The sequence below is a fragment of the Blautia sp. ZXY-1-B12 genome, from assembly GCF_056339915.1.
Map to the genome: position 1 here is coordinate 1 of NZ_JBWJVP010000224.1, position 20,246 is coordinate 20,246.

At 43.2% G+C, this 20,246-nt stretch carries 16 protein-coding genes and 3 pseudogenes; 2 read left to right on the plus strand and 17 right to left on the minus strand.

Annotated features, from left to right (window positions below; all coding sequences use genetic code 11):
* From AC075L_RS14775 to AC075L_RS14840, 14 genes and pseudogenes are all read right to left on the minus strand, one after another.
* Positions 1–558, minus strand: a pseudogene (locus AC075L_RS14775) (LamB/YcsF family protein); the annotation flags it as partial.
* Between the two features lie 86 nt (positions 559–644).
* On the minus strand, positions 645–1,994 hold the full coding sequence (accC, locus tag AC075L_RS14780; protein ID WP_008707547.1) for an acetyl-CoA carboxylase biotin carboxylase subunit: 1,350 nt from the start codon (positions 1,992–1,994) through the stop codon (positions 645–647).
* Between the two features lie 18 nt (positions 1,995–2,012).
* Positions 2,013–2,450 carry an acetyl-CoA carboxylase biotin carboxyl carrier protein gene (accB, locus tag AC075L_RS14785; protein WP_022380575.1) on the minus strand — a complete coding sequence of 146 codons (438 nt, stop codon included), beginning with the start codon at positions 2,448–2,450 and terminating at the stop codon, positions 2,013–2,015.
* 42 nt (positions 2,451–2,492) lie between these two features.
* The gene (locus AC075L_RS14790) at positions 2,493–3,500 is read right to left on the minus strand and encodes a 5-oxoprolinase subunit C family protein (protein ID WP_022380574.1); all 1,008 of its coding nucleotides are present in this window, start codon (positions 3,498–3,500) and stop codon (positions 2,493–2,495) included.
* A 1-nt stretch (position 3,501) separates the two neighbouring features.
* Complete coding sequence (gene pxpB, locus AC075L_RS14795) at positions 3,502–4,227, minus strand: 5-oxoprolinase subunit PxpB (RefSeq protein WP_020993687.1); 726 nt, start codon at positions 4,225–4,227, stop codon at positions 3,502–3,504.
* Positions 4,228–4,380: 153 nt separating this feature from the next.
* A complete protein-coding gene (locus AC075L_RS14800) occupies positions 4,381–5,583 on the minus strand; it encodes an NRAMP family divalent metal transporter (RefSeq protein ID WP_008707553.1) in 1,203 nt (400 codons plus the stop codon).
* Positions 5,584–5,969: 386 nt separating this feature from the next.
* Entirely contained in the window at positions 5,970–7,364 is a 1,395-nt protein-coding gene (locus tag AC075L_RS14805; RefSeq protein WP_022380971.1) for a glycine--tRNA ligase, read from the minus strand.
* A 152-nt stretch (positions 7,365–7,516) separates the two neighbouring features.
* A complete protein-coding gene (recO, locus tag AC075L_RS14810; RefSeq protein ID WP_020993685.1) occupies positions 7,517–8,269 on the minus strand; it encodes a DNA repair protein RecO in 753 nt (250 codons plus the stop codon).
* Positions 8,270–8,297: 28 nt separating this feature from the next.
* Entirely contained in the window at positions 8,298–9,206 is a 909-nt protein-coding gene (era, locus tag AC075L_RS14815; protein WP_008707556.1) for a GTPase Era, read from the minus strand.
* 16 nt (positions 9,207–9,222) lie between these two features.
* A complete protein-coding gene (locus AC075L_RS14820) occupies positions 9,223–12,147 on the minus strand; it encodes an insulinase family protein (RefSeq protein ID WP_020993684.1) in 2,925 nt (974 codons plus the stop codon).
* Between the two features lie 32 nt (positions 12,148–12,179).
* Positions 12,180–12,686 carry a DUF6553 family protein gene (locus tag AC075L_RS14825; protein ID WP_476387865.1) on the minus strand — a complete coding sequence of 169 codons (507 nt, stop codon included), beginning with the start codon at positions 12,684–12,686 and terminating at the stop codon, positions 12,180–12,182.
* Between the two features lie 150 nt (positions 12,687–12,836).
* Positions 12,837–13,951 (minus strand): annotated as a pseudogene (glf, locus tag AC075L_RS14830) (UDP-galactopyranose mutase).
* A gap of 172 nt (positions 13,952–14,123) precedes the next feature.
* Positions 14,124–15,659 carry a sodium/proline symporter PutP gene (gene putP / locus AC075L_RS14835; protein ID WP_008707564.1) on the minus strand — a complete coding sequence of 512 codons (1,536 nt, stop codon included), beginning with the start codon at positions 15,657–15,659 and terminating at the stop codon, positions 14,124–14,126.
* A 387-nt stretch (positions 15,660–16,046) separates the two neighbouring features.
* The gene (locus AC075L_RS14840) at positions 16,047–16,136 is read right to left on the minus strand and encodes a DUF6783 domain-containing protein (RefSeq protein ID WP_329288283.1); all 90 of its coding nucleotides are present in this window, start codon (positions 16,134–16,136) and stop codon (positions 16,047–16,049) included.
* On the opposite strand from AC075L_RS14840, the pseudogene AC075L_RS14845 reads away from it, so the two are divergent.
* Positions 16,095–16,211 (plus strand): annotated as a pseudogene (locus tag AC075L_RS14845) (DUF6783 domain-containing protein); the annotation flags it as partial. The gene AC075L_RS14840 and the pseudogene AC075L_RS14845 sit on opposite strands and share 42 nt — an antisense overlap.
* Here AC075L_RS14845 and AC075L_RS14850 read toward each other — a convergent pair.
* The 3 genes from AC075L_RS14850 to AC075L_RS14860 form a co-directional block, all read right to left on the minus strand.
* The gene (locus AC075L_RS14850) at positions 16,175–16,729 is read right to left on the minus strand and encodes a DUF5662 family protein (protein WP_008707566.1); all 555 of its coding nucleotides are present in this window, start codon (positions 16,727–16,729) and stop codon (positions 16,175–16,177) included. The pseudogene AC075L_RS14845 and the gene AC075L_RS14850 overlap by 37 nt on opposite strands.
* Positions 16,707–18,602, minus strand: coding sequence for a hypothetical protein (locus AC075L_RS14855; RefSeq protein WP_020993683.1), 1,896 nt, complete (start codon positions 18,600–18,602; stop codon positions 16,707–16,709). Before AC075L_RS14855 ends, AC075L_RS14850 begins: the two co-directional genes overlap by 23 nt.
* A gap of 63 nt (positions 18,603–18,665) precedes the next feature.
* Entirely contained in the window at positions 18,666–19,421 is a 756-nt protein-coding gene (locus AC075L_RS14860; protein WP_022380970.1) for an exodeoxyribonuclease III, read from the minus strand.
* A gap of 218 nt (positions 19,422–19,639) precedes the next feature.
* On the opposite strand from AC075L_RS14860, the gene AC075L_RS14865 reads away from it, so the two are divergent.
* On the plus strand, positions 19,640–20,017 hold the full coding sequence (locus AC075L_RS14865; RefSeq protein WP_008707569.1) for a DUF1292 domain-containing protein: 378 nt from the start codon (positions 19,640–19,642) through the stop codon (positions 20,015–20,017).
* The last annotated feature ends 229 nt before the right edge of the window (positions 20,018–20,246 follow it).

Sequence of the window (20,246 nt, forward strand, 5' to 3'; positions counted from 1 at the left end):
ACAGCACCTTCTTTACGTCTGTTTACCAGAGTACCATCTTCTTCATAGGCGCGGTCTGCAAAAACCTCCATAGCTGTACGCAGGCCCATATCCTGAGCAGCCTTTGCCAGCTGTCCGCCGGAAAGAGCAAGTACGATCAGACTGCTGTCAAATTCTTTGATTGCCTCACAGATCGCAGTAGAAAGGGCATAGTCCTCTGCAGCCATATTATATAAGGCTCCATGAGGCTTTACATGCTGCATTTTTACACCGGTTACTCTGCAGAATGCATCCAGTGCACCCAGCTGATAAAGCACATATGCTTTTGCCTCTGCAGGGGAAACACTCAAATTTCTTCTTCCGAAGCCCATCAGATCAGGAAAACCCGGATGTGCTCCTATACGAATTCCCGCTTCCTTTGCCATTGCCAGCGTATTTCCCATAACTATCGGATCTGAAGCATGATAACCGCAGGCTACATTTGCAGAGGAGATTAGCGGAATGACACTTATCATCATTACCGATTTTATAGTTTCCAAAACTTTCTCCCAGATCACTGTTTAAATCTACTGTATACATTTACCTTACCTCTTTTCTATTTATTTCCCAGAGCGTGTTTGAAAAATCACTCCCTCAATCCGTATACAGGATCCTTACCTACAATCTTATCCCTTAATTTTCAGTACATTCTCAATAAATCCCGTATCTGCCTTTCCGTCGCAGAATACCTGATTCTTCATAATCTGATACTGGAAATCAAGGTTTGTCTCCACACCCATGACCACCATCTCATCCAGCGCAGAGCGCATTTTCTGCAGGGCAGCCTCTCTGTCAGGTGCATGAACGATTACCTTCGCAATCATGGAATCATACTCTGACGGAATCTTGTAGCCTGTATAAAGGGCAGTATCCACCCGGACTCCGTTGCCTGCCGGAAGATGCATATGCTGTACTACTCCGGGACTTGGCATGAAATTTTTCTCAGGAATCTCTGCGTTGATACGGCATTCAATAGCATGTCCTTTAATCCGGATATCTTCCTGTTTAAAGCTTAACTCCTCTCCCATAGCCACACGAATCTGCTCAATGATCAGATCTGTGCCTGTAACCATCTCTGTTACTCCATGCTCCACCTGGATTCTGGTATTCATTTCCATGAAATAGAAGTTGCCTTTGGGGTCTACGATAAATTCAATCGTTCCTGCATTGGTATAACCTACTGTTTTCGCAGCAAGAACTGCATATTCATTCATTTTCCTGCGGGTTTCTTCATCAATGGCAGGGGAAGGGGATTCCTCGATCAGCTTCTGATGATTTCTCTGTACCGAACAGTCACGTTCTCCCAGTGCCACCACATTTCCATGACTGTCTGCCATAATCTGGATCTCCACGTGGCGGGGATTTTCTACAAAACGTTCAATGTACATGGTATCATCCCCAAAAGCATTGGCTGATTCTCTCTGTGCCATATTAAACTGAAATTCAAATTCATCCTCATTGGCAGCCACACGCATTCCCTTGCCACCACCGCCTGAGGAAGCCTTGATCATAACCGGATATCCAATCTCTTCAGCCAGTTTTTTACCTGTTTCTGCATCGTATACAGGTTCCTTTGTTCCCGGTACAACCGGTACACCGGCATCCATCATGGTTTTACGGGCATGGGATTTATTTCCCATCTTATCGATCACATCCGCATCCGGTCCGATAAAGGTAATTCCGTTTTCTTTGCATTTGCGGACAAACTCACTGTTTTCTGAAAGAAAGCCAAAACCGGGATGGATAGCATCTGCTCCCATATTTTCTGCTGCAGCAATGATCCGGTCCATGTTCAGGTAGCTGTTTCTGGCAGGACCTTCTCCGATACAGATACGCTGGTCTGCCAGCTGTACATGAAGGCTCTTAGCATCTTCTTTTGAATAAACAGCTACACTTCGGATCCCCAGATTCCTGCAGGCACGTATGATCCGAACTGCAATCTCCCCACGGTTGGCGATCAAAATTTTATTAAACAATATGAAAGCCTCCTTATCCTACAGTCTCTTAACACGGAACAGAGGCTGTCCATATTCTACTTTCTGTTCATTACTTACCAGAACTGCTTCAATCTCACAGTCATAGTCACTCTGAATCTCATTCATAAGCTTCATGGCTTCCAGAATACACACTGTCTGTCCTGCTTTTACCTGATCTCCCACCTTTACAAAAGCAGGTACATCCGGAGCAGCTGCAGAATAGAAGGTTCCTACGATAGGAGAAGTGATAAACAGACTTTCCTCCTCTTCTTCCTCTGCTTTTTCCACAATTGTATTCACAGGTGCAGATGCAGCCACAGGAACTCCCGCTGCAACTACAGGAGGATGATCCAGCTTGCTCATTGTAATCTTTACATCCTTGTCCTTATATGTGAATTCATTAAGGGATGAATCCTCAATAATCTTTACCAGTCCTTCAATCTTCTCTAAATCCATCGAACATTATCCTTTCTGTCTATTTTATATTATTTTTTACGGTTATTCTTCAAACAGCTTGCGCAGTCTCTTTGCCACCAGACGGCAATCCAGAACCTCTTTACATGGCTGATGAATGATCTTTCTCAGTCCGTCAAGTTCTTTCATTTCCTCAACATAAAGAGCCTGAGCCTCCTGTACGGTAATTGCCTTGAAATGTATCTTATCATCTGTTTTTCTCTGTACCAGCTTGGGAATATCCACAGATGCCACTGTGGCAATTTTCCCATAACCGCCCGTTGTCTGACGGTCAGCCAGCAGAATGATAGGTTTACCATGGGAAGGTACCTGTATAGCCCCAAATGCGATTCCGTCGGAAATAATATCCGAAGTCTTCTTAGGAGCAATAAACGGTCCCTCCAGCCTGCAGCCCATACGGTCAAATTCATTTGTCACTGTATACTCACTGCCCAGGAAAGTCTGGATGCCCTGTTTGCTGAACATACCATCCTGCGGTCCCATTACTACCCGCAGTGTTGCTTCTGTCTGATCAAACTCATCCATATCAAGCTTTCGGGAAAGGAAAAACGGCAGATAACGTCTCTTAATACGAAATCCGATATAATCGTCCGCTTCCAGTTTTCTTCCCTTAAATCCGCCCAGACCACTCTTTAAATTGGTGCATCGGCTTCCCATCACTACCGGAATATCCAGATAACTGGAAAAAGCAATATAACCTCTGCTTCCCGTTCTGGCGCTTCCAAATTTCAGTACATCTCCCTTATTCATATACAGGGCTGTATACATGGGAGCCGGCTCTCCATTAATGGTTGGCTGAAAATCTCCGCCTGTGATTGCAATGATAGTAGCTGATGTAAATTCAAGGGTTGGGCCTATCAGCGTTATCTCCAATACTGCCTCATTCTCCGGATTATCCAGAAGAAGATTGGCTATTTTGAATGAACGGACATCCATGACTCCTGCCACACTGAATCCCTGACTCTGATATCCATAACGCCCCAGATCCTGAACCGTTGTCATCATTCCGCCTTTTAATATACGAATTCCCATTTTATGCCTCCTCATGAACGGTGCACTGGTATTCGCCACGTTCTACTAATTCTCTGATCCGTTTGTACTCATCTTCATCGATCGGTACAAAACGGATATAATCTCCTGCCTCTACCAGAATCGGGATTTCACGGTCCGGATCATAGGTTTTTACAGGTGTCATTCCCATCAGCTGCCATCCTCCCGGAGAATCCAGAGGATAAATCCCTGTCTGGGAACCACCGATTCCCACACTTCCTGCATTGATCTTGATTCTGGGATTTGCAAGACGGGGTGTATGGATCCTTTCATCCAGCCCGCCCAGATAACAAAAGCCCGGAAGAAAACCAAGCATATAGATCAGGTAATCTCTGGAAGAATGAATCTTTATTACTTCCTCTACGGAAAGTCCGGCATGTTCTGCAATATTCTCAATATCCGGACCATATTCTCCTCCATAGCATACAGGAATCTCATAAACTTTTCTGCATCCTTCACCTGCTGTAACTTCCATCTTTAACAGAATTTCCAGTCTTTTTTTCAGGTCATCGTAGGAAATCACACGCGGGTCATAATTAACCAGCAAAGAACAGAACGCAGGGATCATATCTACAACTCCCTCTATATGCTGTTCTTTCATAAGCTGTACAGTGGCAGTGATCTTCCGGTTGATCTCCGGACTGATCTCTTTGCCAAATTCAACCAGAACAGAAGAATCACCTTCTGTTAAAATTCTAATGTCCGGCATAATCTGCTCCTCTTTTCTTAATCTTTTCGCCATGTCTTTTTATCTGCTTCTTTCTGCATCACATGGCTGTTAATGAACCAAAAAGGTGTAACCTGGACGATCACACCTTTTTGACATACTCTCCAGTCTGAAAACCGGATACATTTTCCTCAATTATAACAATGTACCGATCTTAGATACAAATGTAGTCACACCGAGGTATGCTGTAAGAATTACCACGATCACTCCAAGAATGGTAAGTACTACCGGATGATGATAATTCTCTCCCATAATAGATTTCTTATGTGCAGCGATCAGACAGATTGCCAGGGTGATCGGAAGGATCAGACCATTCACAGCACCTGCAAGTACAAGAAGTACTGCCGGATTTCCAAGGATAAACATAATAGCTGTAGAAATAATGATAAATCCGATGATCACTTTATTTTCATTTTCCTCGATAGACTTGCTGAAAGTCTTCAGGAAGGAAACTGAAGTATAAGCTGCACCGATAATGGATGTGATTGCTGCGCACAGAAGAACCAGACCTGCAAAACGGTATCCGATTTCACCAGCCCCCTGCTTGAAAGCGTCTGCTGCAGGATTTGCAGCATCCAGTGTTACGCCCTTGACAACAACGCCCAGAACAGCCAGAAACAGGAAAATACGAACAATCGTAGCAATGATCATACCCATAACAGAACTCTTGTTGATCTCTTTCAGGTTCTTCTCGCCTGTAATTCCTGCATCAATCAGACGATGTGCGCCGGAGAAAGTGATATATCCTCCAACAGTACCTCCCAAAAGTGTAAGGATTGCAGGAATCAGATTTGTGGCACCGGCTTCCGGTACAAATGTATTCTTCAATGCACTTCCTACCGGTGGTTTTACCACAATGATCACAACAAAGATTACGATAATCATAATGGCACCCAGTACCTTGGTAATAGTATCCATGGCACTTTTGGCATTTTTCAGCACAAATACCAGGATTGCCAAAAGACCTGCCAGTATGTAACCAACTTTGGTAGGTATTCCAAGCAATGTGTTAAAACCAAGTGCTCCGCCACCTACGTTTCCGATATTAAATACCAGACCACCGAATACGATCAGTATCGATACCAGATATCCCAGTCCCGGAAGTACCTTATTGGAAACATCCTGACCACGAAGTCCGGTCACACAAAGCACACGCCAGATATTCAGCTGTGCAATGGCTGCAAGGATTACGGAAACCAGGATAACAAATCCAAAACTTTCCTGATACTGTCCGGTAAACGTTGCTGTCTGTGTCAGGAATCCTGGTCCGATTGCAGATGTGGCCATCAGAAACGCTGCGCCAAGTAAGGCTCCGCCACTCTTTTTCTTTTCGCTCATTTTTATTGCCTCCTTTTCATGTTATTATCGCACATTATACTAAAAAATGAATATTTACACAAGCAAAAATTATTTTGATAACTTTTGATGTCGAATTTTTGTTACTGTTCACTGGTAATATCCCGCGAGGTGTTTTTTGTGAGCGAAGGTCACAGAAAACCCGAGACATACTGCGCGAATTTATGCGATTAGCATAAATTAAGTTTGCGAAGCAAACGATACTCCTTGGGCATTGCACAAGGAGGTTCATATTTCCTGCATCGCGAAGCGTGTTGCTGAGAACGGAGTGAACAGTAACGAATTTTTATAATCTGTATTTTGTAATAAAAAACAGCAAAGGAGTACCCGGATTCCCATCCGATACAGCTCCTTTGCTGTTTTTTCAGTTAAAATGTAAATTTATCCGCAAAATATGCATCCAGTTCATCAATCTTCACACGAACCTGCTCCATAGTATCACGGTCGCGGATTGTAACTGCTCCGTCGTTTTCGGACTCAAAGTCATAAGTTACACAGAACGGAGTACCGATCTCATCCTGTCTTCTGTAACGTTTACCAATGTTTCCACGATCATCATATTCACAGTTATATTTCTTGCTTAACTGCTGATAAATCTTCTCTGCACCCTCATTAAGCTTCTTGGAAAGAGGAAGCACACCGATCTTAACAGGTGCAAGTGCCGGATGGAAATGAAGGACAGTACGAACGTCATTCTTCTCTGCATCCAGAACTTCCTCATCATATGCGCTGCACAGGAATGCAAGTACCACACGGTCAGCTCCAAGTGACGGCTCGATTACATACGGAATGTATTTCTGTTTCTTCTCATCGTCAAAGTATGTCAGATCCTGTCCTGATACGTTCTGATGCTGTGTCAGGTCATAGTCTGTTCTGTCAGCGATTCCCCAAAGCTCGCCCCATCCGAATGGGAACAGGAACTCTACGTCAGTAGTAGCTTTGCTGTAGAAGCTTAACTCTTCTGCATCATGGTCACGATAACGAACTTCTTCATCCTTCAATCCAAGAGAATGTAACCAGTTCAGGCAGAAGTTCTTCCAGTATGCAAACCACTCAAGGTCTGTATCCGGCTCACAAAAGAATTCAAGTTCCATCTGCTCGAACTCACGTGTACGGAATGTGAAGTTACCCGGTGTGATCTCGTTACGGAAAGATTTACCAATCTGACCGATACCAAACGGAATCTTCTTACGGGATGTTCTCTGAACATTCTTAAAGTTTACGAAAATACCCTGAGCTGTCTCAGGTCTTAAATATACAGTATTCTTGGCATCCTCTGTAACACCCTGGAATGTTTTGAACATCAGGTTGAACTGACGGATATCTGTAAAGTTATGTTTGCCGCATGTAGGGCATGGTACATTGTGATCTTTAATGAAGTTCATCATTTCTTCCTGAGACCATCCATCTACAGAGCTCTCCAGTTCAATTCCGTTCTCCTGGCTGAAATCCTCAATGATCTTGTCTGCGCGGAAACGCTCATGACATTCCTTACAGTCCATCAGCGGGTCAGAGAAGCTTCCCAGATGTCCGGATGCAACCCATGTCTGCGGGTTCATCAGAATTGCACAGTCAACACCTACATTGTATGGGGATTCCTGAATAAATTTCTGCCACCATGCACGTTTTACGTTATTCTTTAATTCTACACCAAGATTACCGTAATCCCATGTGTTTGCAAGACCACCATAGATTTCGGAACCCGGGTAAACAAATCCTCTTGCCTTTGCCAGCGCAATGATTTTGTCCATTGTTTTTTCCATGACTATTCTCCTCGTTCTTTTTATAAAATGCGTGTAACTGTTCATATCCGTCAGGCAATTTGGTTCACAATCCATTCCGCTATTTGATTAACGTAATAAACAGCTACAATTAACGTTATTATAACTGTATCTGATTTCTTTTTCAAGGTATCTCAGCTCATTATTTCCAGAATTTCCAGACTTTTGAACCGTTTTTCAGTGTTCGCAGCAATATAGGTATGGATATGACGTTCCAGTTCATGGAGTACTTCTTCTGTAACAGTAAATGTATAAAGCTTCCCAAGAGAAGCAGTTACTATGTACTGCATGGCATATAATGCAGGTGCTGAGATTCTCTTTGCATCATTTACATGTCCCAGACAGGCTTTATCCAGAATACCATGATTCTGCTGAGAAAAGAAAAGCTCTTCTCCCTCCACAGGCTGTCTTTCGCAGCACACACAATGAAACAGTGAAGGACACAATCCCTGTGCAGCCATCATACGAAGTTCAAAAATACACCTCACCAGCCTGTTATCAATATTCGGGTTCAGAAGTGCCTTCACTGTCACATACAGAAGGTTCATAGATTCTTTCTCGTCAATCCCCTCCTGTCCGAAATAATCTGCCAGTTCCAGAAAATAATATCCATAGTAGATTCCAGGCTGTTCGCCTGCCAGTTCCACAAAATGATGACTGATGGATACCTGATTCAGATTATAACTGGAACGCCCCTCATAAAGGGCAAAGGTTCCAAACACAAAAGGATTGGCAGCCGCCAGAAACTGGCTGTTTGGGCGGCGGGCTCCTTTTGCAAACGCGGAAATCTTGCCTCTTTCTCTGGTGAGAAGGACGATCCGCTTGTCATATTCTCCCACAGGCATGGCAGAGAGCACTACTCCCTGCACAGTTATCAAATCACTCATTCTCTCTGTTTCCTGACTGTCTTTTTATTTAGATTTCCTTCTTATCGTAACCAAAGTTCTTGATAAGGAAATCACTGTCTCTCCAGTCTTTCTTTACTTTTACCCAAAGCTTCAGATTCACTTTTGATTCCAGCATACGCTCAATCTCATATCTTGCATTACTTCCGATTTTCTTTAACATCGCACCCTGTTTGCCGATGATAATTCCTTTGTGAGACTCTCTTTCACAGATAATTGTCGCATCAATATCCACGATTGGATTTTTTCCCGGACGTGTTTTCATCCGGTCAATGGCAACTGCGATTCCATGCGGAATTTCCGCATCCAGTGCATGAAGTGCTTTCTCGCGGATGATCTCAGCCACGATCTGACGCTGAGGCTGATCAGTAACTGTATCTTCGTCATAAAACATAGGACCGTAAGGCAGATATTTCAGGATACAACCGATAATATCCTGTGTATTCTGTCCACGCAGTGCGGAGCATGGGATAATCTCTGCGAAATCGCATACTTTTCGGTAGGTGTCAATGGCAGGAAGGATTTCTTCCTTTGATACAGTATCAATTTTGTTGATGATCAGGATTACCGGCACTCCGATTCCCTGAAGCTGTTCTGCAATATGACGCTCTCCTGCCCCGATAAAGGTACTTGGCTCTACCAGCCACATAATGGCATCTACCTCTTTTAAAGTTCGCTCTGCCACCTGGACCATATATTCTCCCAGCTTATTCTTTGCCTTGTGGATACCGGGAGTATCGAGAAATACGATCTGACCTTCGTCACAGGTATAAACGGTCTGGATACGGTTTCTGGTTGTCTGTGGTTTCTTGGATGTGATAGCGATCTTCTGTCCGATGAGATGATTCATCAGAGTGGATTTACCTACGTTTGGACGTCCAATAATCGCTACAAATCCGGATTTAAAATTTTCGTTCATTCTGTTCTTTCCTTTTTTAACAATTGATCAGTGGTTTCACTTCCATCAGTACATCAGAGGCCTCAGCCACCTTGCTCTCGCTTCCCACCACACATATCTGATCTGCTGCCAGAACTGCCTCTATGATCTCGGCCAGTGCATGGATATCTTCTGCAGACGCATTCAGAATCTGATCACGTTCTTTCTGGAGCATCTCCTCTGTCACACCGCAGAAATATGCTGTCTTGGAAACAGAACCTTTCATCTGAGGTGTCCTGGGAACATCCTTTCCGCTGATGGTACCAATGATATATTTTGTCATCTCGCGCTCATCTGCCTGAAAATTGCGGATATAATCCGGAATCCCCTTATATACATCCAGTGTACGTTTCAGATGAGGATCGCGATAAGATACCAGATAGCTCTCACCATTCCTCTTAAATCCGCTCATACATCCATATGCACCGCCCTTTACGCGCAGATTCATCCACAGATAATCATAACTTAAGATAACCTTCAGAATTTCCAGTGCACCTGTATATTCCAGGCCTTTTTTCTTAAAGTTACCGGTCTGAGCCACATACTGGACCTGTCCGGAAGTCTTAAATCCCTCATTCTTCTTTGTGCAGGTCAGCTTCTCTTCCGATTTCTCCACCGGCTCTGTGCCAAGTCCTGCCTTTACAGCTCCCGCCAGTTTCTGAACTGTCTCCAGGGACTCTCTCTCACCTGTATAACTGATCATAAAGTTCTCCGGACGGAGAATTTTTTTCATCAGTTTGCAAAGCTCTTCTACAGTTTCCTCTTTTCGCTGTTCAAAATCTTTTTCCAGTTTCTCGATAAACTGATAATATCCGATTCCCGCCATCTCATCCTGAAATGCAGCCATCGGAGAAGAATATGCAGCTGCTCTGAGTACAGCAGTGGAATGTCCGGCACCTGTCAGGTTTACCTGTGCCCTGGACTTCACAGATGCAACAATCTCATAGAGACGCTTGGTATCCTCCAGTTTCGAGCTGTTCAGGATCTCCCCGATCATTTTGAAAAGGAAATCCATTTTCGTATAAAGTGCCTTACCTCTTACAGAGAACATAGCCTGAAACTCTTCTGTAGAATCAGCTCTGTCAAAAACCTCTACCCCACAGTTGATACCGCCTGTATTGGCATTGATTTCATTGAACAGTTCTCCGTATGTGTAATTCTCTGTATCCACATAACCCAGTACGGATTTCAAAAGTCCCAGATAAGGAATCTGCTCAGGCGCAATACTGTCAGTCTTAAACATCAGGTCTACGTAACCGATGCCATTTGTGCATACGTCATGGTAAAGGAACAGACTGTCATCTACCGTTAATTCTTCATTTATGATCTTTGCAGCTTCTCTTTTAATATCACTTCTCTTTAACATCGGAATGCACTCCAGTGCTTTTGGATCTTCGCCGGCTTCCTGATATGCTTCCAGTGCTTTCGTCTTCTCAACCATTGCATCCAGCTGTTCTTCAGAAAGACTGCTTCTGTATGCTTCCAGCTTCTCCTCCAGCTCTTTCTCACGCTGGGCTGCCAGACCTTTCTTCGGCACAAGAGTCATGATGCATCCATGTGGATTCTCAAGAAGATATTTACGGATCAGTTCTTCAAAATATCCTTCGTTTACTGCCTTTTTCAGTTTTTCAAAAACTGTAAGCTGCTGTACCTGTGCAAAGGGATTTCCTTTTTCATACAGCCAGTCTCCCAGAATATCCAGACTGTACATCAGTCCTTTCGGATAAGAGGAAAAATCAGCTTCACGATAGCGGAATTCAAAGTAATTGATTCCTGCCTCTACAGCTTTCCTGTCAATTCCATTCTTAACAATATCTCCCAGTACCTGTCTGATCACAGATACGAATTCTTCTTTTCTGTCCGGATTGGAACCTTTTGCAATTACTGTAAAATATGGCTGGAGAATACCATCATCATAAGATCCATAGACATCCTTGCCCGCTTTTACATCCAGAAGTGCCTGCTTTAACGGTGCTCCCGGTGCGCTTAACAGTGCGTAATCCAATACCTCAAATGCCATCGCCATCTGACTGTCCGCAGCATTTCCCACAACCATGTTATAAGAAAGATAGGTATTGTCCTCTTCTCCCTCATTCTCAGCAACCGGATACTCAAGAGTCACATCCCGGCATGCTCCGAATGCTTTCTGTTCCTGAATAACAGAATCCACATCCAGATAATCAAAATGCGACAGATAATGCTCATCCAGGAATGCCAGTTTCTCTTCCATATCCATATTTCCATACAGATAAATATAGCTGTTGGATGGATGGTAATAAGTTCTGTGGAAATTCAGGAAATTCTCATAGGTAAGATCCGGAATATTTTTCGGATCACCGCCTGATTCACATCCATAAGTGGTATCAGGGAAAAGGTGATTCATAATCTCCCGTTCCAGAACTTCATCCGGTGAGGAGAAAGCACCTTTCATCTCATTATATACAACACCGTTATATTTCAGCGGTCCTTCCTTCTGTTCCAGATGATAGTTCCAGCCTTCCTGACGGAAAATCTCTTCTCTTTTATAGATATTCGGATAAAATACCGCATCCAGATAAACATGCATCAGATTCTGAAAATCCTTATCATTGCAGCTGGCTACAGGATAGCAGGTTTTATCCGGATAAGTCATAGCATTCAGGAACGTATTCAGAGAACCCTTTACCAGTTCTACGAAAGGATCCTTTAATGGAAATTCCCTTGAACCGCAGAGTACACTGTGCTCCAGGATATGTGCCACACCTGTGCTGTCCTTAGGCGGTGTGCGGAATGCGATATTAAATACTTTATTCTCATCATCATTCTCGATCAGCATAACTCTTGCACCTGTTTTCTTATGGCGCAGAAGCCAGCCTGTGGAATGGATATCTGTCAGGTTTTCTTCTGTTACAACTTCATAAGCTGTCAAATTTGCTTTGTTCATGTATGCCTCCAGTAATTTTTTTTGGCTTTTCTTTATAATCCGCCTTCTCCCGGAAAATGAGCTTCGTAAGCTTCCCTTGCTGCCTTTGTTATCATTTCCAGTTCTTCCTGCATATTGATTTCTTCCGGAAACACAATGGCAGTGGTATAGACATCTTTCTGAAGCTTACTCTTCGCACTTTTCTCACTGATAGGAACAATTCCGCACAGGGTAGTATTATACGTCTTGTCCTTCTCACAAAGTTCCATATAAGTCTTAACCATATGGCAGCATTCTCTGTAAAGCAGTTCCCTGTGAAGTTCGCTCTTTTCCTGCATTTCCCTGAATTTCAGTCTGGCAAGGTTTTTCTCGATTTCTTTTCTGGCTCTCTTTAAACCAAACAGCTTTCCCGCTGTATCCTTGCTGTATTCCATTGCCATCCAAAGCGCCAGATACCCATCAGCACGTGTACCGGAACCTGCCTCTGAAGGTTCTCCATAACGCAGTTCCCACAGTTCCTTACGGACAGCATTTGCCTCCTCATCTTCGCCTGCAGCAATAGACTGGTCAAAGAAACATCTTTCTTTTCATCGGATCATGCTCTCTGTAATAAAGAGCAATTATTGGTGTGTCTGTCATATATTTATCCTTTCCGGTTACTTTATCTGTAACTGTTTGCTACCTTTATCTTACAATCCCAAAATTTACTTTCATGGCTCTTCATAGGTAAGCTCTGTTTCTGCCAGAGACAGCGCCTCTTCAATAACCTGATCCATATCCATGTAGCGATACATGCCGAGTCTTCCGCCAAAGATCACATTCTTCTCTTCCAGTGCGCGACGTTCATATTTGTCAAACAGTTCACTGTTCTTCGGGTCATTGACCGGATAGTACGGCTCTTTGCCTTTCTCCCATGCTGCCGGATATTCTCTGGTGATCACAGTCTTTGGCTGTGTACCAAATTCAAAATGTTTATGCTCGATGATCCTTGTATACGGAACTTCATAATCTGTATAATTGACAACCGCATTGCCCTGATAATTTCCCATATCCAGCACTTCTGTCTCAAATTTCAGTGATCTGTATTCCAGTTCTCCGTAACAATAGTCATAAAATTCATCGATCATACCTGTAAAGAGTACTTTGTCTGCCTGTGCAGTCAGTTCTTCTCTGTTTGCAAAGAAATCTGTATTCAGACATACCTGTACACCCTCCAGAAGTTTCTTCACAATACGTGTATATCCACCTTTGGGGATTCCCTGATAAGGATCTTTGAAATAGTTATTATCATAAGTATAACGCAAAGGCAGTCTTTTTATGATAATGCTGGCAGATCTTTACACTCCCTGCCCCACTGCTTCCTTGTATATCCCTCTACCAGTTTCTCATATACGTCCTGTCCAACCAGTGCAAGCGCCTGTTCCTCCAGGTTCTTCGGATGGGTAATGTGCATTCTTGCGATCTGTTCCTGTATCTTCGCTTTTGCCTCTGCAGGAGTACGTACTCCCCAGAGCTGATGGAAGGTATTCATATTAAACGGCAGATTATATAACTCATCCTTATAGACTGCGATCGGTGAATTTACAAAATGATTAAATTCTGCAAACTGATTGATATAATCCCACACCTGTTTTCTGGAAGTATGGAAAATATGTGCACCGTATCTGTGTACCTGGATCCCCTCTACTTCTTCTGTGTAAATATTACCGCCGATATGACCTCTCTTATCGATCACAAGGCATGTTTTCCCCCGTCTTGTGGCCTCATGTGCAAATACTGCACCAAAAAGGCCGGCTCCTACTATCAGATAATCATATTTCTTCATGTGCGACACCTTCTTCTTGTAATAATCAAGCGGATAAAATCATCCGCTTCGCTACTTGCTCATAACCGAATAACTGCTCCGCAGTTTATCAGGTTAAAAAAGCAGTAACGCTTTTTTTGCGCTACTGCCATTATAACAAATTCATCCGAAAATGGATAGTCTTTCTATTCTATTATTTTCCTGTCACTTTATCAAACACATCTGTGATTTCTTTGGATGGTGCTTTCGTAGCCAGACTGAAGATAATGATCATCACAAGGCTGACAGCAAAACCTACAGCCAGAGAATAAAGTCCTGTATAAGAACCAAGAGTCTGTCCTGCTGCAAACGGTATATAATCCCAGACGATAACTGTCAGACCACCGGAAACAATACCTGCAACTGCACCTGCAAGGTTTGTTCTTCTCCAGAACAGTGACATTACCACAGTCGGACCAAATGCTGCACCAAGACCGGCCCATGCATTGGATACCAGTCCCATGATACTGCTGTTCGGATTCCACGCAATCACAAATGCCAGAACAGACACCACGATAACCGTAAGTCTTGCAACTGCAAGGATTTCCTTTGAGTCTGCATCCTTCTTAATGAACTGATGATATAAATCCTCAGATGCTGCGGACGCTGTTACCAGAAGCTGTGAATCCGCTGTGGACATAATTGCCGCAAGAATACCGCAGAGGAAGATTCCTCCGATAAACGGAAGTCCCAGATGACTGGAAAACAGTTTATTGATCATCTCGATAAATACACTCTCTGAGGAAGATGCACCATTTTCACCAAGTACAGTCGGAAGCAGATATGCACGACCTATAATACCGATAAAGCACGCTGCTGTCAGAGAAAGGATATCCCACACGATTGCGATCGCACTGGATTTTTTTAATTCTTTCTCACTCTTTACAGCCATGAAGCGGGTAAGGATATGAGGCATACCGCAGTATCCAAGTCCCCATGCAAGCTGGGAAAAGATTTCAACAAATGTATATGGGCGCTCTCCGTTCTCAAAAGGATTCAGGAAAGCTGCTGCTCCACCCGGTGCTCCGCTCTGTGTCAGAAGATCACTCAGACTTCCGCTCAGTGTCAGATATGCAACCAGCGGAACGATCAGAAGACCGATCAGCATCAGTGTTCCCTGTACAAAGTCAGTTACGCATACAGCCATAAATCCCCCCATAAATGTATAGCAGAGAATGACTGCTGCACCAATTGCCAGAGCTATATGATAATCAATTCCAAATACTGTGTTAAAAAGTTTACCGCCTGCTGCCAGTGCAGAAGCTGTATAAACCAGGAAAAAGATTACGATCACGATGGATGAAAGCAATAACAGGATTCTCTTCTTATCCTGAAATCTGTTCTCAAGAAATGCCGGGATTGTAAGGGAATTGTTTGCTGCGATCGTATATTTACGAAGTCTGTGTGAAATACACACCCAGTTTAATACAGTTCCGATGAACAGACCTACAGCAATCCAGATCTGTCCTGTTCCCAGTGAATAAATTGCTCCCGGAAGTCCCATTAAGAGCCATCCGCTCATATCTGATGCCTGTGCTGAAAGAGCAGCTACCCATGCATTCAGTCCACGTCCTCCCAGAAAATAATCTTCCGAGCTGCTTGTTTTTTTCATATAAACCACACCAATGACTATCATAAGTAACAGATAGGCAACAAATGCGGACAATATGACCATTGTTGTACCACTCAAATTTACTCCTCCTTTTTTCTTCTTTTTTTCATACACTCTGGATTTGTCAAAGTATGTTCTGTTTCCTTCACATATTTATCCAAAAACAGAATACAGTCATTTTATATACTGCAAAAAGTAACCGGGTACCACTTCTGTACCCGGCTACTTTACCACATTACCTTAGCATCACGCAAGTGTATTTCTTGTTTTTCGACATTTTTCCGCCATTTTATGGAATTATTACTGTTACCGTCCGGCAAAGACCTTCACAGTAACTGTTTTATATTTTTACACCCAAACAGGTACTCTGTCAATCAGAAATTTATCTGTTTCTGTCTGCCAGCCTGTTTACATTCTCTTTTTGCTGTATGTTTTCTGCCTGCCAGAGCGTGTCTGAAAAATGCTTTACGCAAGATGTGCGTCACAATTTGTGGGAGATTTTGTTCGGATGAGGGCGTCGTAGTGGGCTACGACAACCGAATTCGGACAAAATATACCGCAAAGTGGGGCGTGCAGATTGCGAGAATGATTTTTCAGACACGCTCCAGGGCTTTATCTTTTTTCAGATAAACATTCTTAATATAGGAAATCAGTACCTCTTCCCCATGATCATTAAGTATCCGCAGCAGTCCCTCGAGATCTCTCTTTGTCTTCGGATGGATAAACCACAGCTTTTCCTTACCTTTCAGATAATAGTCCAGTGGCTGATGCTGATCATACTTATCCCCCAGATAATTTCTGGAAGCACTGATCCTGTCCATCACCATTTCCGCAATATATTTACGGGGCATGGGCACACCATTGATGATATGCTCATCTCCCGGTGCATAATCTACCCAGTACTCAAAATGATGTTTGTTGCGCCCTTTATGATGAAGCCAGGATTTTGATATTCCTGTATCTTCTCTTTCTGCATTGTTGGGACTTCTGTCTCCCTGATAGTATTTACATCCAACCAGAAATTCCACAGGTGCATATTTGGACAGGTCATGAAGCAGTCCCTGTTTATACATACCAGCCCGGAAACAGTAATGCATAACCAACAGCTTATGTTTGGTTATTGTTTTAAAGTGCAGCCACGGATGCATCTTTCTTCTCCTCCTCTACAGCCATCAGCACCACGATCGTACGCGGTGTGACCTTCAGCTTTTTACTATAAGTTTCCTGTTCCTGCTCCAGGAAACCATTCTCTTTCACAGCACTGGTATCAATCACTTTCTTCCATTTTCTGTATCCTGCCAGATTAGGAAGCGCAAAAATACGATCTTCCCAGTGAAAGTTATATGCAACGTATATGGAAGCATCCTCGCTGCCGTCTGCCCGGTGCGCATAGGCGCCACAATACATAATTCCAAGCAGTCTGGATGTGTTCTCAGAATTCATATACCATGCGCGTTCTCCATGAAGTGAAACATCCGGCAGTCCCCTGGTCTGATAATCCACTCCGTACATTTCTCCCGGAACATGAAGAATCGGATGTTCTTTCCGGAAAGCAATGGCATTCTTTACAAACTGAAACAGGGATTCATTTTTCTTCAGTGCTTTCCAGTCAATCCATCCAACCTGATTATCCTGACAATAGGCATTATTATTTCCGTTCTGTGAATTTCCAAACTCATCCCCGCCATAGATCATAGGAACACCCTGACTGAGCAGCACCATAAGAAAAGCATTTCTGATCTGACGTTCTCTCATCTGTCTGATCTGCAGCCTTCTGCTTGGCCCTTCCACGCCACAGTTCCAGGAATAATTATAACTGCTGCCATCGTGATTATTCTCCTGATTTGCTTCATTATGTCTGTAATTATAGGTCACCATATCATTCATGGTAAAGCCATCCTGACAGGCCATATAATTAATGACTGCATAGATATTTGGATTCCTTCTGATATGGTAAGCAGCCACTGAGACCATATCCTCGTCACTTTTCAGAAAACGGCGCATATCCTGCAAAAATCCCGGATTATACTGTGCAATACATTTGTCTTCCGGTTTCTTCTTTTTCCGGATCTGGCTCTCATCAAAATCGTGAAACATCAGCCGGGTATCACTTAAAACCCCGTCATGCATCAGCAATTTGGCAGAAACTCCCTCACCCAATACATGAAATCCGTCTACACGATAGTAAAGCTTCCAGAACTGCAATGCCCTGAGTGCTGTCACAGGATTACATTCTCGTGGAAAATACATTTCCATGATACAGGCAATTCCGGCCTGATGCAGTTTTTTAATGAATGTTTTAAACTCTTTCTCCGGATCATCTGTTGCACAGTAAGATCTCTTGGGTGCAAAATAATAGCCATACATATATCCCCAGAAATTAACACGTCCCTGTGTATGCTTCTCAGATACCATTTTCTCAGATTCAGAATTCTTACAGGTACCGCTTTCCATAAATTCATATGCAGGCATCAGTTCAATTGTATTGATACCAAGCTCTTTCCAGTACGGGATCATTTCCTCCAGTGCCTGAAAAGTTCCCTTTGTACCGGTTATCGTCCGATTCGCTTTTGTATATCCGCGCACATGCAGTTTATAAAGGATCATTTCGTGATATGGAATAGCCGGATTTTTGTCGTTCTCCCAGTCAAAAACTTCTTTTTTAAGAAATCCTCCCCTGACTTTGTGCGGATTCGTACCCACCTCTGCACCAAAGCGTTCCCGTCCCAGAATCCTGTACGCATAGGGATCAGTATACACCTTTCCATTTATCAGAAAATTGTACTCGTACTCTTTCAGATTAAAATCCGGAATATACATTGCATATACATTTCCGGTTCTGTTTTCTTCTGTAAAAGGAATCTCCACATAAGGTTTTGCTGATCTCTTTTTGTAGAGAATCAGAGATGCTCTGCTGTCTTCCGGTACCTCAACTGCAAAATTACAGCCATCTGCCAACGGATTTGCACCAGGCACAAGAGCCAGCCCCTTTTCTGTTTTCATCTTTCTGCTCTCAGCCATCTCTTTCTCTCCTTCATATTTTTTCTTGTTGCTCATTACACTTTTCAGAAACACTATACAACGCTATAATGTAATCTGAAGTTCTACCGGACAATGATCGGAGCCCATAATTTCAGAATGGATTTCTGCGCCTTTAAGCTTATCCTTCAACTGTGGAGACGTGATAAAATAGTCAATTCTCCACCCTGCATTCTTCTCTCTTGCTTTAAATCTGTAAGACCACCAGGAATATCTGCCCTCTACATCCGGATAAAAATAACGGAATGTATCGATAAATCCACTCTCCAGCACCTTACCAAAGCATGCTCTCTCTTCATCTGTAAATCCGGCATTTTTCCGGTTGGTCTTAGGATTCTTCAGGTCGATCTCCTGATGTGCCACATTGAAATCCCCGCAGCAGATCACAGGCTTACTTTCCTGCAATTTCAACAAGTATGCCAGAAAATCCTCTTCCCAGTGCATACGGTATTCCAGTCTGCGCAGTTCACTCTGGGAATTTGGTGTATATACAGTCACCAGATAAAATTTTTCATATTCCAGGGTGATCACACGCCCTTCTTTGTCATGTTCCTCAATTCCAATTCCATACACCACAGACAGTGGCTCTTTCTTTGTAAAAACAGCAGTTCCGGAATATCCCCGTCTGTTGGCATAATTCCAGTACTGATAATATCCCGGAAGTTCCAGCTTCACCTGCCCCTGCTGGCATTTCGTTTCCTGCAGGCAGAAAATATCCGCATCAAGTGCTGCAAAGCTCTCTTCAAACCCTTTGCCAATGCATGCACGTATACCATTTACATTCCATGAGATTAATTTCATAATCAACTGATCCCCTTTGTTTTCTTATTAGCCCTGTTCAGCATTTGCTAACGATTCTCCCCTGAACACTTCTGGTCTATTATAGCACGTTTCATGACTGTAAAAAACCTCTTTTTCTCCGGTTTCTGCTCATTGCATTTTTTTCCGGTTTCTGCTACAATGAACTGACATCAGATAAACATAGTCCCTGATAAATAAGAAAGAATGAGGAATATAAAATGAGTGACGAATTTACAGCTGGCGGATGTAACCCGAGTGACTGCGCTTCCTGCGGTGGTGGATGCAGTTCAGCCGGCGGATGCGATCCTGTTGAAAACCACAAGACAATCACCCTTACCATGGAAGACGATACAGAGGTAGAATGTGCGATCCTCACCGTTTTCCCGGTAGATGCGAAGGAATATATCGCACTTCTCCCACTTGATGAGAACGGTCAGAATGAAAGCGGCGAGGTTTACCTCTACGCATTTGCCCGTACTGAGAGCGGTGATCCGATGCTTTCCAACATCGAAAGCGACGAAGAATATGCAAAAGCCGCAGTTGCTTTTGACACAGTGCTTCAGAATGCAAAAGATTCAATGGAAAAAATTGATTAAGATCAAAGAACAATTATAGCAATTCCGGTATTTTATGGAATTGCTATAATTATTTTACCAAAATGTTACTGTTCACTCCGTTCACAGTAACACCAAAACACCTCTCAGGATAACTTCTAACCAATAGTTAATAGACATCTCCTTGTTCCAACTGTATACTGGATATAAAGATTATATTTGTGGCCAGAATCTATTCTGTCCCGGATCACTGTATCAGAAAATCCATATA